The 15,999-nt window shown below is 55.8% G+C and carries 13 protein-coding genes; 8 read left to right on the top strand and 5 right to left on the bottom strand.

All coding sequences use genetic code 11. The annotated features are described in order from the left end of the window. The 8 genes from AC0KW6_RS22020 to AC0KW6_RS21985 form a co-directional block, all read left to right on the top strand. Positions 1 to 503: IS3 family transposase (locus AC0KW6_RS22020; RefSeq protein WP_474035266.1), on the top strand; the 503-nt coding region annotated here is incomplete at its 5' end. After that, the gene (locus tag AC0KW6_RS22015; RefSeq protein ID WP_474036126.1) at positions 485 to 772 is read left to right on the top strand and encodes a tyrosine-type recombinase/integrase; all 288 of its coding nucleotides are present in this window, start codon (positions 485 to 487) and stop codon (positions 770 to 772) included. The genes AC0KW6_RS22020 and AC0KW6_RS22015, both read left to right, overlap by 19 nt. Before the next feature lie 533 nt (positions 773 to 1,305). Next, positions 1,306 to 1,509 (top strand): hypothetical protein, encoded by a 204-nt coding sequence (locus AC0KW6_RS22010; RefSeq protein ID WP_474036125.1) that lies wholly within the window; start codon positions 1,306 to 1,308, stop codon positions 1,507 to 1,509. A 23-nt stretch (positions 1,510 to 1,532) separates the two neighbouring features. After that, on the top strand, positions 1,533 to 2,228 hold the full coding sequence (locus AC0KW6_RS22005) for a response regulator transcription factor (RefSeq protein WP_474036124.1): 696 nt from the start codon (positions 1,533 to 1,535) through the stop codon (positions 2,226 to 2,228). A 316-nt stretch (positions 2,229 to 2,544) separates the two neighbouring features. Beyond that, the gene (locus AC0KW6_RS22000) at positions 2,545 to 2,802 is read left to right on the top strand and encodes a hypothetical protein (RefSeq protein ID WP_474036123.1); all 258 of its coding nucleotides are present in this window, start codon (positions 2,545 to 2,547) and stop codon (positions 2,800 to 2,802) included. 11 nt (positions 2,803 to 2,813) lie between these two features. Continuing rightward, complete coding sequence (locus tag AC0KW6_RS21995) at positions 2,814 to 4,670, top strand: ATP-binding protein (RefSeq protein ID WP_474036122.1); 1,857 nt, start codon at positions 2,814 to 2,816, stop codon at positions 4,668 to 4,670. Then, positions 4,661 to 5,734 (top strand): extracellular solute-binding protein, encoded by a 1,074-nt coding sequence (locus AC0KW6_RS21990; RefSeq protein WP_474036121.1) that lies wholly within the window; start codon positions 4,661 to 4,663, stop codon positions 5,732 to 5,734. Before AC0KW6_RS21995 ends, AC0KW6_RS21990 begins: the two co-directional genes overlap by 10 nt. Before the next feature lie 484 nt (positions 5,735 to 6,218). Then, positions 6,219 to 7,145 carry an acyltransferase family protein gene (locus tag AC0KW6_RS21985; RefSeq protein ID WP_474036120.1) on the top strand — a complete coding sequence of 309 codons (927 nt, stop codon included), beginning with the start codon at positions 6,219 to 6,221 and terminating at the stop codon, positions 7,143 to 7,145. A gap of 422 nt (positions 7,146 to 7,567) precedes the next feature. Here the strand turns inward: AC0KW6_RS21985 and AC0KW6_RS21980 are convergent, their stop codons facing one another. The 5 genes from AC0KW6_RS21980 to AC0KW6_RS21960 all read right to left on the bottom strand — a co-directional run bounded on the left by AC0KW6_RS21980 (position 7,568) and on the right by AC0KW6_RS21960 (position 15,867). Beyond that, entirely contained in the window at positions 7,568 to 8,938 is a 1,371-nt protein-coding gene (locus AC0KW6_RS21980; RefSeq protein WP_474036119.1) for an FAD-binding oxidoreductase, read from the bottom strand. 215 nt (positions 8,939 to 9,153) lie between these two features. Continuing rightward, positions 9,154 to 9,411 carry a DUF4242 domain-containing protein gene (locus AC0KW6_RS21975; protein WP_027255837.1) on the bottom strand — a complete coding sequence of 86 codons (258 nt, stop codon included), beginning with the start codon at positions 9,409 to 9,411 and terminating at the stop codon, positions 9,154 to 9,156. Between the two features lie 26 nt (positions 9,412 to 9,437). Continuing rightward, positions 9,438 to 13,037: an adenylate/guanylate cyclase domain-containing protein gene (locus AC0KW6_RS21970; protein ID WP_474036118.1), complete on the bottom strand. Its 3,600-nt coding sequence runs from the start codon at positions 13,035 to 13,037 to the stop codon at positions 9,438 to 9,440. Between the two features lie 697 nt (positions 13,038 to 13,734). Continuing rightward, a complete protein-coding gene (locus AC0KW6_RS21965; RefSeq protein ID WP_474036117.1) occupies positions 13,735 to 14,943 on the bottom strand; it encodes an IS91 family transposase in 1,209 nt (402 codons plus the stop codon). Positions 14,944 to 14,949: 6 nt separating this feature from the next. After that, positions 14,950 to 15,867 carry a tyrosine-type recombinase/integrase gene (locus tag AC0KW6_RS21960; RefSeq protein ID WP_474036127.1) on the bottom strand — a complete coding sequence of 306 codons (918 nt, stop codon included), beginning with the start codon at positions 15,865 to 15,867 and terminating at the stop codon, positions 14,950 to 14,952. Positions 15,868 to 15,999: the final 132 nt, after the last annotated feature.

The raw sequence follows: 15,999 nt of genomic DNA, 5'->3' as shown, positions 1-15,999 counted from the left end.
CCGTTCCAAACCGGGTTTGGCTTGCTGACATTACTTACGTCGATACGGACGAAGGATGGCTCTACGCCGCCGCTATCAAAGACATGGCAACACGTGAAATCGTCGGCTGGGCAATGGACGATCATCTACGATCCGAACTGTGCTGTGATGCCTTGAACATGGCCCTGGGGCGCCGTGGACCGGTTCCAGGGCTCATTCATCATTCGGATCGCGGCGTGCAATACGCAGGAGAAGAATACCGCAAATTGCTCGGGGCGGCACGCATCACGCAATCCATGAGCCGTACGGGCGAATGCCTGGATAACGCTCCAATGGAAAGTTTCTTCGCATCACTGAAAAAGGAACTGGTTCATAGGGAGCGCTTCAAAACGCGCGTCCAGGCAAAGGCGGCGATCTTCGAATACATTGAGGTCTTCTACAATCGCCAGCGGCGTCATTCCGCAATCGGCTACCTAACCCCCGCGCAAGCCTACGAAACCATGACTTGGAAAAGCGCAGCATAGGGTCAATAATCAAACTGTCCGGATATCGGGACGAACTCCATACCTTTAAACACCTGGCAGGTTTGCCCGACAGAATCCGGTTGCACGATCTCCGCCACACCTACGCCTCCCACGCCATTATGTCAGGTGAAACCCTGCACATGACTGGCAAGCTGCTCGGCCACCGATCAACGGACAGCACCGAACGATACGCGCATCTCGATGCAAGTTACCTGGCCAAGGCTGCAGACAAAGTGGCCAGGAAAGTCGACGAATTGTTAATCGGTTAGCAGTCTGAAACGGCGTCGCACAGGCGTGTTGAGAAAAGAAAGCCTTGGGCTTGCTGCTTCCCACTTGCAGCATGCAGGACCAACCCAAAGCGGCCGTAGACAAGGGCTGTCGGCGCGACAGCCCTTGGGCAAATTCCCGGAAGCGGACCCTCGGCAGGCCAAGCTGCCTCATATGATGCTGCGGGTCACACCGGCGGCAGCAGAGCGCAGAAAGCTGCCGCTGCAAAGTCAGCGATCTGACACGATCCGCCGCAGTTTTATGCTGCGGTACCGCCCGCAGGAGCTGACGTTCGCCGCAGCGCAGCCTTCGCATTTCAGCCGTTGGTAGATCGCGCGGCATTACCGAAGGTCAAACAAACGTCACAGCGGGACGTTTTTCCGAACCTCTGCTCGCACCTGATGTGGCGTCCACACAACAACGGTACCCCACTGCATACATTTTTAAATAAAGTTCTTAAGCTTCATCTTGTACTCACGATGCTTTACGTTAGGTAACCACGATCAAGGGAGCAAAATTATTCACGGTGGTGAAAATGCAAGATGGCTGGTTCATCAGGTTTGAAAGTGGCGGCTTCCTGTCACGCAGCGAGAAGGGGATTACCTACTTCGGCAATAGCGCTCTGGTCTTCGCAAGCCACGAAGAGGCTAAAGGGTACTTCTCCAGGAATGTTATTGCCCTGGAGGCAACCGGCCTGCGGCCGTCGCTTGCACGCATTTCCGGTTTCAGTTCCGAGTAAGCTATGCTGGGATGTTGCGAGGCATGAAAATTCTCCTGGCCGAAGATGATGCAATCACCGCTGAAACAGTCACACGTTTTCTGACGCGGGAAAAATTGAATGTGTCTTCAACCAGCTTTGGTGAAGATGCAATCAGCCTAGCCCGGCATTTCGATTTTGACTTGATCTTGCTCGACTTGGGCCTGCCGGACCTGCATGGCCATGAAGTGATCCGGGATCTCAGAGCGGCGTCGATCAATACACCGGTTCTGGTAATTTCAGGGTATCATGATTTGAACAGCCGCGTTGCCAGCCTCAGGTACGGGGCCGACGACTTCATGGTCAAGCCGGTCAAGTATAAAGAGCTGTTGGCGCGTATTTTTGCGGTTGTCCGGCGATCCAAAGGGTTTCCCGTTTCCGACATCAGGACGGGCGATATCACGCTCAAACTTGAGAAAAGGTCCATCGAAGCAAAAGGAAGAAGGATTGAACTGACAAATACCGAGTATAATATTCTGGAGCTGCTTCTGCTGCAAAAAGGCCGGGTTGTAATGAAGAATACAATTCTGGAAAACTTATACACCGGCCCTGATTATCCGGGCGACAAAATACTGGATACCTACATCTACCGGCTCAGAAGAAAGATCCGAGAAGCAACGAATTGTAATGACTATATTGTTACCATACGTGGAGAGGGTTTCATGATCAATTCCCCTCCTGGCTACAGGAAATGTGCTTGACGGCGGATCAAAGGATGGCAGAAGGCAATCTAGTGGCTTTAGAGATATCTATCTTGAAACAGATATAAGTGCCCTCTCAATCTTAAAGAGCCTCTGAGTTAGGCAGCCCAAACCGTAATCCGCTGCAGAATGCTTCCGCCACAATCACTTATCTGCTCTTAAAGTTTTTAGCAGGATTCGTGGTTGCCACCGGCGTTTGAAGACGTGTTTGAATGATTGGAAAATTGCGTTCTGACGTGAGTTGAACATCAGGCGCCAGGAAAGGCTCCCTTGCCGCCTGATTTACTTCTTACTTCAGAGCCAACGAGGTTCCAAAATGTTTCATAACCAGAGCGGCGAGCGCCAATCCTGCTCGTCTGGCGTTAAAGTTCTTGGAGCTTCAGATGAGCTTTCCGCCCGGAATGCGAAGATTTTGAATCTGATCCGACAGGATCATAACTCAAGCGAGTTGCCGGTCAAGTTAAAAATCGAGGTAAATGCCGCCGGTTTAGATATTCAATCAACCCTGGGGTGCGGCTATTATAGTTTCGTTTCCTTTTTGCGGAAAAATTTCGCAAAACCTCGCAGGATGTAAGGGAAGGTGATGTGCTAACACTGCGTATTTCCAGAAAATACCTTCGCAGACGCAGTGTATTTGCTCTGGCGGTTCTGCTTCTCTCGGCGCTTATCGCTATATGGGTTGCGCTTTCTGGCCACCGCGGCGTTCAGCTGCATGCCAAGAACATATCCGCGCTTGATGAGGCTTTTGTTTCACTTGCCGAGATGTCTTTGGCATTTGAGAGGATTCAAAGGAACCCCACCAGCCAAAAAGCAATAGTTGAACGCAGCCGCATCCGGCTAAGCGCCAGGTCTGCAGCCGGGGCTCTGACTGAACTTAAACTTGCCAATTCACGGTCTGCATTCTCTGCCCGGGGACAGAAAATCCTGGCACAGCCCTCCTTGAACCCGCTGACCGAATTCGACGACATACTGTTTATGAGCAAGGTCCTGGCGGATCCGCAGCGCCAAAATTCTGGACCAGAGGCTGTGAAAACCGCAGCACTTGCTTCGGACCTTACAAGACGCCTGATTCCGGTTCTTATGCAGGTGAAGGAGGCTGAAGTCAGGGCTTCTCAAGTCGCCTCGAAGAGGCAGGTGGTCTACGCAATAATTGCTGCTTTAACCTGTGTTTGTGGCGTTCTGGTGGCGGTCAAGTATGTGTACTTTCCAATGGAACGGTTCATTATCAAAGCGCAATCTAAAATCGAAGAGAGCCGCCGCAGGGCTGAGGCCGCCTCCGAGGCTAAGTCCGTATTCCTTGCAACAATGAGCCACGAAATCCGCACCCCGTTAAACGGTGTCCTGGGACTTGCCGAACTGCTGATGGACACCGAGTTGGATGACCAGCAGAGGCACATGATCCGCATCATGACAGCGAGCGGAAATTCCCTCTTACGCATCATCAATGATGTGCTGGACCTGTCCAAGGCCGAAGCCGGTAAGCTGGAACTTGAAGCCGAGGTGTTTGATGCCCATTCGCTCTGCCAGGAGGTTATTGAACTGTTCTTGCCGCAGGCGCGGAGCAAGAACATCAGCCTGCGCCTTGCCGCGGATCCCGGTAATGGCAGATGGCGTGTATCGGGCTACAGCACGGCCGTCCGTCAGATTGTTGTGAACCTGGTCAGCAATGCCGTGAAATTTACCGAACGCGGATCTGTCGTGATCGATCTAAAGGAAGAGGCTGCGGAAACAACTGGCATGCGCATGCTTCGTATCGCGGTTCGGGACACGGGGAACGGGATCCCTCAGGAGGCAAAAGAACGAATTTTCGAGCAGTTCACCCAAGCAGATGCATCCAAGACTGCACGTGTTGGCGGAACTGGACTCGGGCTTGCTATTACCCGGAAGCTTACAGAGGCAATAAATGGCAGGATTTACCTGGAAAGAACGGCTGGGTCGGGTTCAGAATTCATTCTGGAGTTCCCTGTTGAAAATGCCCCGGCGGCTGTAGCGGAGCCCGACAGCGCCCACATGCCAAGCTTCACATTCAGTAAGAAGGTTCTTGTTGCTGACGACAACCGCGTAAACCAGATCGTCGTGGTCAAATTTCTAAGGGGTATGGGATGCGCTACCAAGGTCGCAGCCAATGGCGCCGAGGCAGTAGAGCTGGAGAAGAGCTGGTCTCCCGACCTGGTCCTGATGGATGTGCGGATGCCGGAAATGGACGGGTTGGACGCCACCCGAGCCATCAGGGCGAAAGAACTGGAAGGCGACCTGCCTGCGGTTCCAATCATCGGGCTCTCTGCCAATGCGATGCGGGAGGACCACGATGCTGGAATATCCGCCGGAATGTGCGACTACCTCTCGAAGCCGATAAATAAAGCAAAATTGGCAGATGCACTGGCCCGCTTGTGGCCGAATGAGCATCACAAACCCAAGGAAGCGACGGTACGATGCGCATGACACTCAAAATGGCCGCTGCCCTTTTTACGGCCGCTGCGATCGCCCTGCCTGCAGCTGCGGATTCGGAGGGTGAGGTCTTTCTTTACAATTGGAGCGGCTATATTGATCCCGCGGTTATTGAAAAGTTCCAGGCCGCTACCGGCAGAAAACTCATCTTGGATTTCTATGAAGACCCTGACGAGGCAGAAGCACGTCTGACAGCACAGGGTACGGGTTATGATCTGGCAGTTGTGACATCAGAAATTGTGGACCGCCTGATTTCGGCAGGGGCTCTTCAGAGATTCGACCTGGACTCGTCAGGAATAGACCGGCAGCTCCTGGACATTCTCTTCACGGCGATACCGCAGGCCGAGGGATATGCCTTGCCGTATCTCTGGGGGACAACCGGCCTTGTTTACGACCTAGACGCCGTGACCGAGCGCCTGCCTGACGCACCGCTGGACAGCTGGGCGCTTCTGTTTGATCCCGCGAACGCCCAAAACCTGGCCGATTGCGGAATCACCGTAGTCGACTCAGTCGAGGAGATGGTGCCAGCCGCGCTTTCATATCTAGACCTGGATCCGCATTCACGGTCTCCTGAGGATCTGGATGCGGCGTTCGATGTTCTTGCAGCCATCGCGCCATATGTCCGGTCATTTGACACCGCTCAGTATGACGATGTGCTTGGCGGTAATATCTGCTTGGCAGCCGCTTGGAGCACCGACGGACAGGCAGCTCTTCTGGAGAAAGAAAGCACCCAGTACCGTTACATTGTGCCCAAGGAGGGAACAAACCTGTGGGCTGATCTGTTTGTGGTTCCAAACGATGCTAGGAATATGGCTGCATCAATGCAGCTTCTGGACTTTATTCTGCAACCCGAGATGATCGCGTCTTCTGCGGCCTACTCCAACGCATTTGCAAGCCTGCCCTCATCGCGGTCAGAACTGGACGAGCCGGATTTTAACCTTTGGCCACCAGGGCTGTCCCAAAGTGTTCGCGAGACGCTCTACTTTGTTAAGCCGCGAAATGGGAACGAAAAACGTCTCCTCGATCGCCGCTGGAGAATGATCCAGATCGGCCTGTAGGAAAGTCGAGTTGAACAAACAGGAAGCCACCGGTCCGAAATGGACATCACATTGCCTCCTGCTGTGGAACCCTTTTACGCATACTTTCTGTTCCTCTCTGCACCCGGTGCCGACCGCAGCATTTAAGGTTGTAAGCCAGGGCTGTTGAATGTCCGTTTTTAACGTGATGGGCAGAAAGTTTCGCACTTGCAGCATCCTTGGGGCTGCAACTCGGGGCCACGGCCGCTTGGGGCTGACAGCTGTTCTGGAACAAGCTGGTGTGAAGCACCAGGGCGGCAATCTACGTGCTGCTTCCCCGCATGGCTTCTGAGGCGGATGCGCCAACCCCGGCAAGTGCTGCCTCTAGCTGGACGGATCCATGAACCCATTGACCGCGCCAGCTCAAGGGCTGACCTTAATCACGGTGGTGGATTGGCCGGGCGGCGCTGCCTTATCGTACCCGTCTTGAGTACTGGCCGCCCGAGGAGCCGGCGGGAGGTTTCATATGACCAGAAGGCATGAACTCGACTGGCTGCGGATTATCCTCTTTGCCTTGCTGGTTTCGCACCATGCCGCCGTTGGCTTTGTTGACTGGGGTGCGGGCATCTACCAATTCGTGAACGACCGGCTGGCTGGAGACGGCATGACACTGTTCATCTACTGGAGCCACAGCTGGCGGCTTCCATCGCTTTTCATGATTGCCGGTATCGGTACCTGGTTTCTCACCTCAAGGGGCGCAGGGCCAGGTTTCATTGGACGGCGGTTCTTGCGGCTTGCGGTGCCGCTGATATTCGGCACCCTCTTCATCAATGTCTTCGGCGGCTATGCGATCGCACTCATGACGGAAGAGGCCGCGGCCTTTCCCGCCTTCTGGTGGAACTGGGCAACAAGGCCGGAGCCCCAACAGGTTCAACACCTCTGGTTCTTGGTCAATCTCACGCTCTACACGATGCTATGCTGGCCCGTCTTCCTCTTTCGGGGGCGCCTCGGGCCATGGGTGCCGCAACCGGTTTCACTGCTGGGGGTCCTGGTACTTCTGTCGGCGCTGGCCGTTGTTGTCCTGAAGCCCCACGCAGCCGCCCTTGCCGGAGACAACTACCAGTTTGCCCTCTACTTCCTGTTCTTCTCAGGGGGATATCTTATCGGCACCGATCATGTCCGCTTTTTGGACTGGGCACGCCGTCGGGCATGGTGGCTTCTTACCGGCGTGGTTTCGTATGCAAGGCAGCGCTCCTTACGATTGCACTGCTGGAGGATACCGCCGCGGGCCAGGCGCTTGCGGCCGGCGGCTGGCTCCCGGCGGGCTTGTCTCCACCGAACACGACCGCCTTTTCGGCGATTGAGGCGACAACCGCCTGGTGCTGGTGTGTTGCCGCCCTGGGATTGGCTGCGCGGTATCTCAGCAGGCCAAACCCGCTGCTGCGCGAGTTGAACCGCGCGGTATTTCCTCTCTACGTGCTGCACTTTCCGCTGACCCTGGTCGGGCTGGCGGTGGCTGCCCAGTTTCCGGCGCCATGGTGGTTTGAATTCGCACTCCTTGTCGCCTTTGTGTATTCAGCGATTTGGATCCTTTGGCGGCTGGCAGACCGGCTCGGGCCAGTGATTTTCCTCATTGGCGGCAGAAGACCTGAGCGGGCGCCGCCTCCGGCATGAAGCAGGATAACGGCATAGGGCGGCTCCGTCCGGCTGTGCGGTTCTTCGGCCTTCGGAAATGCTGCACGATGCACGAACGTCGGCAATTCGAAAGCTGCGATGCGGCGTTCGGCCAGGCCTAGCAACTGTATCTGTCAGGTCGTAGGAGCCGCCCATTTCTGACGGCTTTTACAGAACGCATTCGCGATGGTGACCGTACTGTTATGGCGCAATATTTTGATTGTTCCTAAACAGGTTGTCCGGGTCGTAGCGGCTCTTGACCTCCAGCAAGCGGTCGTAATTGCCGCCGAAGTTTTCCCGCACACGGCTGCTGTCATCATCGTCCATGAAGTTAATGTACCCGCCCGGTTCGGAGTATGGCGCCACCGCGCCGGAGTAATCGCGCACCCACTTCTTATGTGCGGCGTCGTTTGCTGGATCCTCCGACGCTGCAAGAATTACCATCGAGAAATTCGCATCCCGGTGCCCGAAAGCCGTCGCGCCTGCGTCGACCTCCTGGCAGGCCCCGTTGATCGGATAGAGATGCATGGTCGAGCTGACTGTCGGCGCAGAGGGGCCGTGCTGAACGTGGGCGGCAATCGCGTCGTCGGTCAGCTCCTTCACGAAATTCCCCTTCCAATATTGCCGGATGCCCGTTGGGAACAGCCCGTCGAAGGCCGCGTTGATGGCGGGATATGGAACCGGTCCAACCATTTCGGCCTTTACCTCGGCGACATCGTGGAAAACCTTGAACCGTTGCTCACCCTGAGCTGGGTCACCAGACCAACATGCAACGATTGCGCAGAACATGTCACCGTGCCGGTCTTCGGGAATGAAGGGCAAGGGCGGCGCGATCTGGAAGGCCGGGAAAGCGCCCATCTCACGCGGGGCATCCTTGATGTAGTCGCGGTAGAATTTGAAGATCGTTTCGGTCTCTTCGATCTCATAGAACATCGGCCCCCAGTAAACCGTATCCAGTGGCTGGAGCTTATATTCAAATGATGTGACAACACCGAAATTCCCGCCACCGCCTCGGATCGCCCAGAAGATATCGGCATTTTCGTTTTCATTCGCAATGAGCATTTTGCCGTCTGCAGTCACGATATCCGCCGAAATCAGGTTATCGAGCGAAAGGCCGTGCCCGCGCGATAGATAGCCGATACCACCGCCAAGCGTCAGCCCGGCGATCCCGGTGGTTGAAACCACGCCGCCAGTAGTAGCAAGGCCGAAAGCATGTGTGGCAGAATTGAAATCACCCCAGGTCGTGCCACCTTCGGCCCGGGCCGTCTTGGCGTTTGGGTTGACGCGGACGCTGCGCATCCGCGACAAGTCCAGAACCACGCCGCCATCATTCGTGCCAAAACCGGGGCCGCTATGACCGCCGCCGCGAACCGATAGGCCGTGACCGTTGTCGCGGGCATAATTGACAGTCGCCATGACGTCACCTGCATTCGCCGCCCGGACGATAACGGCAGGCCGCTTGTCAATCATGCCGTTGTGTACTTGGCGCGCCTCTTCATAGTCAGCGTCGTTCTCAATGATTATCTGTCCGCGGATCAGGTCGCCGAGTTCGCTTGGTGTCTTGGCAGTCATGGTTCCCTCCCTAAATGACCTGCGGCTTGGGCTCGCAGGCTAATTCAGAGGCGACCAGCGCCGTCATAGGCTGAGAAAACGAGCAACAGGCAGGCAGATCACTGGTCGGCTCAAAAACTCTGATCGACAAGAAGAATAGCGCAACTTTGGCAGATGACGAATTACGCCCCTTCAATGAAGATCACTACCGTTCTTCATTGAAGGCCAAGTAGCCGTCAGGCAAATATTCCCGGATCGATCCGGTCCACTGGGGTTATGACATCGGCGGGAATGTTCAGGCGCTCCGCCGCCTTTCGCAGGCTTTCTTCGTCGGGGGCTTCGTACAGGCAGTATGTCTTGCGCTTATCTGCACTGAGAAATGAAAAAATCCACTCGATGCCGATTTCGTCGTTTATCTCTTTGATGTGGATTTTGTCATCATCGCTTACGTTCAGCTGCTCGGCAAAATTTCTTTCGATGATGTACCTTGGCATAAGAACCCCCAAGCACTTTTTAAACCTTAGCTGGCTGCTCCTACGAGCTTTGACCTAAGCGAAATCATACTCAACTCCTGTGCTGTTGCCAACGCTTCCGCTTCCAGTTGAAACGCCAGCTCCGCACTGCCTTTGCCGCCCTTACGTCTTAGTGCGGATGCATAGGCGGCCTTGCTGTACGCAAGCCACGGCGGAGATTTCATACGCGTATCGATATCAATGGACTTTTGGAACATCTTCTCGGCCTTGTCCCAGTCCCTCAGCAATGCTGCCAGGCTGCCAAGGCGCCGTGCAGCCGCACCTGCGCAAACCGTGGTTGCTCCGGCGGTAATCGTCAGATCCTCGTATGGCACGAGCAAGTCATAGAGTGTCTGTGCGTGCTCCAGATTTTCAACCGCGACGCAGATTTCGGCAAGGTAGGACAATGTCGTTGTGTACATTGCATCCGGCGGAAGATCGAAACCATTTTCCGCGATTTCATTCAGGATACGCTCGGCCGCTTCCTTGTATCCCAACTCTGCAGCAATAAGGCCGAACCCCGGTTTCCAAGCCACGTCTTCGGGGCTGTCGGTCATCAACTTCTTGATCACGGGGGCGACCTCATGCAGGCGGTTTTGCTCGCGCCGAATCGTGAACATCTGAACGCCATAGACACCCTCCACATGCCGCCCATGGGTCCTCCGGCCGACTTTCACCGCTTCGGTGGCGTGCTGTTCAGCTAGTTCGAATTCTCCATCCATAATCGCGACCATAGCGCGCGCGTGCTTCTGGACCCAATACAGTTGCAAGTGATTGTCTTTATTCGAGATCTCGGTCAGCAGATTGAGGGAGTGATCCATCAATTCGCGGTCAGCCATTTCGGCCCCGACAAACAAACTTAGCGTCCGGTCTCGCCCCTGATCTATGCTGCCAAGCTTCTCTGCGACCTGATGCATAGCGTCCAAATTTTCACGCCAGTTTAGCGCCTCGCTTTCTTTTCTTGCAACGAATGGAGCTCCGAAATGCATCATCATGACGCCAAACTGGGATTTATAGTCCCCTAGTTTGGCCGCCAGTTCCATTGCCTCCTGGCCGTATTTCGCCCCTTCAGAAAACTGCCCGATAAACATATGCGCGCGCGCAAGTTGGCTCATCAATCGGCACCGGCGAGCGTGGTCGTTGACTGGCAGATCGTTCATTGCTTCATAACAAAGTTCGATGGCCTCGCCGTGCCGCTCACTCGACATCATGCAGGAATCGGCAAAGTGATGGGCTGCATCAGCAGCGAGTTCGACATTGCAAGCAACCCTCGCTGCGTCGAAGGCGTCTTTCAGGACCGTGATCGCTTCGGGCAACTGGCCCAAACTGTCGTGGCTTCGGCCAACCAAGATTTTGCTTTTAATCTGCTCAAGGCTCGCTTCGGGGGCAAGTTTTTCTGCGGCTTTAAGCATCTCTCTGGCGTTGGCCATTGCCTCTTGGCTCGCTGATCGAGCCAACGCCATTTCAGTCGCAGTTTCCCACTGCTCAAAAGCCGCGCGCCACTCTTCAGCCTCAGATAGATGGCGGGCGACCAGTTCGGGTCGGCGTTCAATCTCTGCGGATCGCAATTGCATCATCGCCTGGGCCACGGCCGCATGCTGTTGTCTGCGGGTCGCGCTCAGCATTGACTGGTAGGCCGTATCGCGAATTAGAGAGTGACGGAAGACAAAGTGTCCGCGATTATGCCCGCTTTCGAAGATCAAACCTGTTTGAGACAACTCCTCCAAGTGAGCCTGAAGGACTGAAGCCTCAATTCTCATTGCTGTACAAAGTAGATTTGGCTCGAACTCACGGCCGATGACAGAGCCCGTCAGAGCGACCTGTTTGGCATCTGCCGAAACTGCATCGAGACGCGCCATCAATGCCCCCTTCAGTGAAGACGGTATAAGGATTTGTCCTTGCTCGCCCGCCTCGACGATAGCCCGCGTCAGTTCCTCCACAAACAGTGGAATGCCATCAGTCTTCTCAACAATTGTGGCGATCAACCTGTCGTCGGGTGGCTTCCCGGTAATACTGCGCACCAACTCCGAGACATGAGTGGTGTCAAAGCGGCGTAGCTGCAGAGTTTGAACATGCGCGTCACTTTCATCGTACGCCAGCTCCCAGCCAGGTCTGTGGGTGATCAAGACCATCAAGGGCAGATCGGCGCAGATTGTTTTGAAGCGCTCCAGAAGGGCTTGCGTCGAAGGATCGATCCAGTGCGCGTCTTCGACACACAGGATTACTGGACGCACACGCGATCGCACTTGTACAGTGTGGGTCAACGTTTGAATCGTGATGTCACGTTGTTCCCGTGGCGACAGGTCTAGCACCTTCTGGGCGAGGGGGCTGCGTGGCGCAACCAGCGCGGCAAAAACTGGCAGAACCTGTTCCCAGTCCAGCCCTTTGCGACCCTGGAGCATCTTCTTTACGTGTTCCAGAATTTGATTGTCATCAAAGCCGGGCCCAACGCCAGCATCCTGAGAAATCCTATGCGTAACCGAATGGAATGGGCTGCTGGAAAGATAAGGAGAGCAATTCAGTCTTATGACGTCGGCTTGGTCTGATTTGGTTGTTTCCGCGAGAAACTCTTCGGTCAGCCGTGACTTTCCGATCCCTGCCTCACCAGCCAGCAGAACAACCCCTCCATGGCCTTGCTGAGCTCTTTGCCACGCGTGCAGCAGGATACCCTTTTCGAAATCCCGGCCAATCATGGCACTGCCGCTGCCGTCTCCATGAAACGCTCGAAACCGGCTTTCTGCTTTGCGTTCGGATACCGCCTGAAGCAAGGTTCGAGGGTCTTCGAACCCTTTCAGTGTGACTTTCCCGAGAGGTGCAAACTCAAAAATCCGATGCAAAGCGGCTTCGGTTTCTTCGGCTGTCAAGACAACCATGTCAGGCTTCGCGTGCTCTTGAATCCGTGCCGCAAGATTGACGATCGGGCCGGTCATGGCTCCCTCTTCGTAGGTGTTTTTGCCAATCGTATCACCAACCACAACGTCGCCGCTCGCAATGCCCAACCTGGCCGATAATCGCTCACCGTCAGGGGTTTTGAGTTCCTTGACACGCCGGATAGATTCAAGGCCGGCCTTTACAGCTCGGATTGCGTGATCTTCATATGCTGTCGGCCAGCCGAAAAATATTAGGAGGCCATCGCCAAGGTACTTCGCAACGTATCCACCATAACTGCTAACGACCCCTGCAACTGCATCCTGGTAATTTTGCAAAAGCCCACGCATTTCTTCAGGGTCAAGTCGATTGGTCAGTTCTGTCGAGCCAACCAGATCGGCGAACAAAACTGTCAAGTGGCGCCGCTCAGCAACTGCCGCTGGGACAATTCTTGCTGTCGCTGGAACCTCACTTTGCGGAACCTGGGCGGCAAACCTTTTATCGCCTTCATCTGACGGCTGATCCGTCTCCTGAGTTGAACGAGAGAATGGCTGTTCTCCGGCCAGCTTCTGCGCGGCTGCTAGAATAATTCTGCGATGACCAAGGCTGACCCCAAGCTCCTTGAGGTCGTCATCGGTCAATAACGGCAAAACACGTGCATCGACATCATTTTCAGCGAAAGCATCAGCATATTGACCCAGTCCGAGATCGTTCAACCATTTGTCTATCTCGATCATCATGACTGGATCATGCGAAGATACAGGAAGCTAATCAAGGAAGCACTAAGCGCAGGGAACGTCTTTGGCCGAAGCAGGGGGCAATCCGTCAGAGGTGATCCACCTTTTTCCTGTTGCACAACGGCCGCTTCCTTGTTCCGATACCACTGGAGTGGAGCACTGGAGGCGCAAGGGCCGCCACCGCCTAGTGGATGTCTGCTTTCGGGAAGGTAGCCTCGAAGTTTAGGGCCTGCAGCGAGGTACGCGCTGCGTTAGGTACGAAGGTCGCGTTTGGGCTGACTGGGGTCGCCTGCGACAGCGACGGCATTGGTCTAGGACGGTGATCAGCCCGCTGCGGTGCCGCAAGGCAGCTCAGATGCAGGTTTCTCAGACGCCGCGTGCTGACGTTTGATTTGCGCGATGCGTTGCCCGGCGTCGGAGAAGCGCTCAGGCGGGAAATCGCGTGGTTGGTCTTGGTGGGTCGGTTGCTATGGGGATTTGTAGGTTGGACTTGGCGTGTGGAAGATCTGAAAATTCGGTCGAATGGGTGCAATGAGGCCAATTTCGATTTCGCGTACGCGAGCATTCAGTCGATATGCCAGGTGTTTTGTCTCGATCCCGGGCCTTTGCCATGACGATGATCTCATCAGTGCAAAACGATGGGTTCGCAGACTGCAACTTCTGCGGTTATTGGTGTCTTTGGTTATGTTGGGCGAGCGTTTCATGCTGCGGCCCTTTTTGGTTTTGGCGGTGCTCTGGGGTGCTGGGCGGGCGCGAAGGTGTCAACGACAATCAACTGCCCACCACAGCATGGGCATGGCAGTGCCAGGACACGGACAGGCTCATCGGAATTACCTTGGCTGTCTTCATGATCGCGTCTCTGGTCTGGTGTTTTGGCTCCGAGCAGTTGCCTGATCCTGGCGATATTGGCGGCACGGTTGCCATTTCCGTAGAAGCCGTAGTGACGGATGCGGTGCTGGCCTTTAGGCAGGACGTGGATCAGGAACCTGCGGATGAACTCTGACGTCGCTAAGGTCATGGTGGTGTGTCGGCCCGCGCCATTGAGGCGGTAGTTCTTGACCTTGAAGGTCACACTGCCTGCATCGAACCGGATCAGGCGACTGTTGGATATCGCAATGCGGTGCGTGTAGCGCGACAGATATGCCAGCACCGCTTTGGGTCCGGCGAAGGGTTCCTTGGCATAGACGACCCAGTCGATCTTGCGCAGTGGTGCGAGCATGGCCTCGAACGCGGCGCTATCGGCCAGGCAGGCGTGGTCACCAAAGAAATTGAGCCGCCCGGTTTGGTGCAGTTTGGCCAGCCCTTCCAGAATGAGCCGCCGGTAAAGGCGGGACAGCACCCGCACGGAGAGGAAGAAGTTCTTTCGGCTGGTGATCCATCTTGTGCCATCGGTCGACAATCCACCACCGGGTACGATCATGTGGACATGGGGGTGGTGCGTCATTGCTGATCCCCAGGTATGGAGCACCGACGTGATGCCAACCCGCGCGCCCAGATGCTTTGGATCGGCGGCAATCTTGATCACGGTATCCGCGCTCGCGCGCATCAGCAGATTGTAGATCTCCCGCTTGTTCTGGTGCGCGATATCGGCGATCGGCTTTGGCAGCGTGAACACCAGATGGAAGTACCGCACAGGCAGCAGCTCGGCCTCGCGCGCTGCCAGCCAGGTCTTGGCTGCGCCCGCCTGACACTTTGGGCAGTGCCTGTTGCGGCATGAATTGTAGGCAATGTGCTCGTGCGCGCAATCTTCGCAGCGTGTCACGTGACCGCCGAGCGCCGCCGTGCGGCAACGCTCGATTGCCGACATCACCTTCAACTGGTTCAGGCTGATGTGGCCTGCATTGGCCAAGCGCCAGGCAGCTCCATGGGCGCGGAAGATATCCGCGACCTCCAGCATTGCACCTGCCAAGCCGAGCTATGATGCGCCCTTCTTGCCTCTCTTACGCGTGGCCGCCTGGCTCAGGTTATCCAGTGGGCTCTCCACGGCCGAGATCATCCCGGTAGCAACGCTGGCATAACGCGCGGTCGTGGTCAGCTTGGTATGACCGAGCAGGGCTTGAATAACTCGGATGTCCACACCGCGCTCAAGGAGGTGGGTCGCAAAACTGTGCCTTAGCGTGTGCAATGTGACCGGCTTCGTGATGCCTGCCGCTTTGGCCGCTTGCTTGAACAGGCGCGATATCTGGCGCGGCGACAGATGTTTGCCATTATACCCAGGGAAGATCACCCGGTCCGGGCCCGCCACGCCGTTGTCCTGACTGGTTGGGCGTTCCTTCCACCAGTCACGCAGAAGGCCCAGAATATCGGTGGGCAGCATGACGTTGCGGTCCTTGCGGCCTTTGGACTGCACGATGCGGATGATCTCTTGCTCGCCGTCGATATCGCCGACACGCAACCGGACCACCTCGCCCGCGCGCATGCCGCAGCCATATGCGAGCGACAACATCACGCGCGCCTTCAGGCTTGGTGCCATAAGCAGGATGCGTTTGACCTCGTTCCGGCTCAGCACCAGTGGGATCTTCACCGGTTCTTTGAGGCTGAAAATCTCAGCGACCAGATCATGCCGCCGCAGCGTCACCCGGAGCAGAAACTTCACCCCGGTCATCGTGCGATTACGCGTGCAGATGCTGGTGCCGGTCTCAATCAAATGCTGCTGAAAACCGCGCACATCATCCGGCTCAGCTGTCTCCGGCGAGCGCCCCAGCCAGGCCGCGAACCGCTTGCAGGCCCGCAAGTGACCAACCTGAGATGCCGGTCCTAAATTGCGCGCTGACATATCCGTAATCATGCGCGCGCGAAGCGGTGTGATCGATGTGGAATGCTGAATGTTCATGGGAAAACCCTCTGTCAACCGAGGCAAAATCACCTCGATCAACAGCACACACCCAACATCGCAAATCGCGAAACAAATCCCAGATCAGTGCAACGCCAGAAACGAGCGCCCTATCGCGAAGCGATTTAGTGC

It is taken from the genome of Leisingera sp. SA215 (assembly GCF_055902035.1).
Note: the sequence above shows the minus strand (reverse complement) of the source record. Positions and strands in the feature narration are given on the sequence as shown.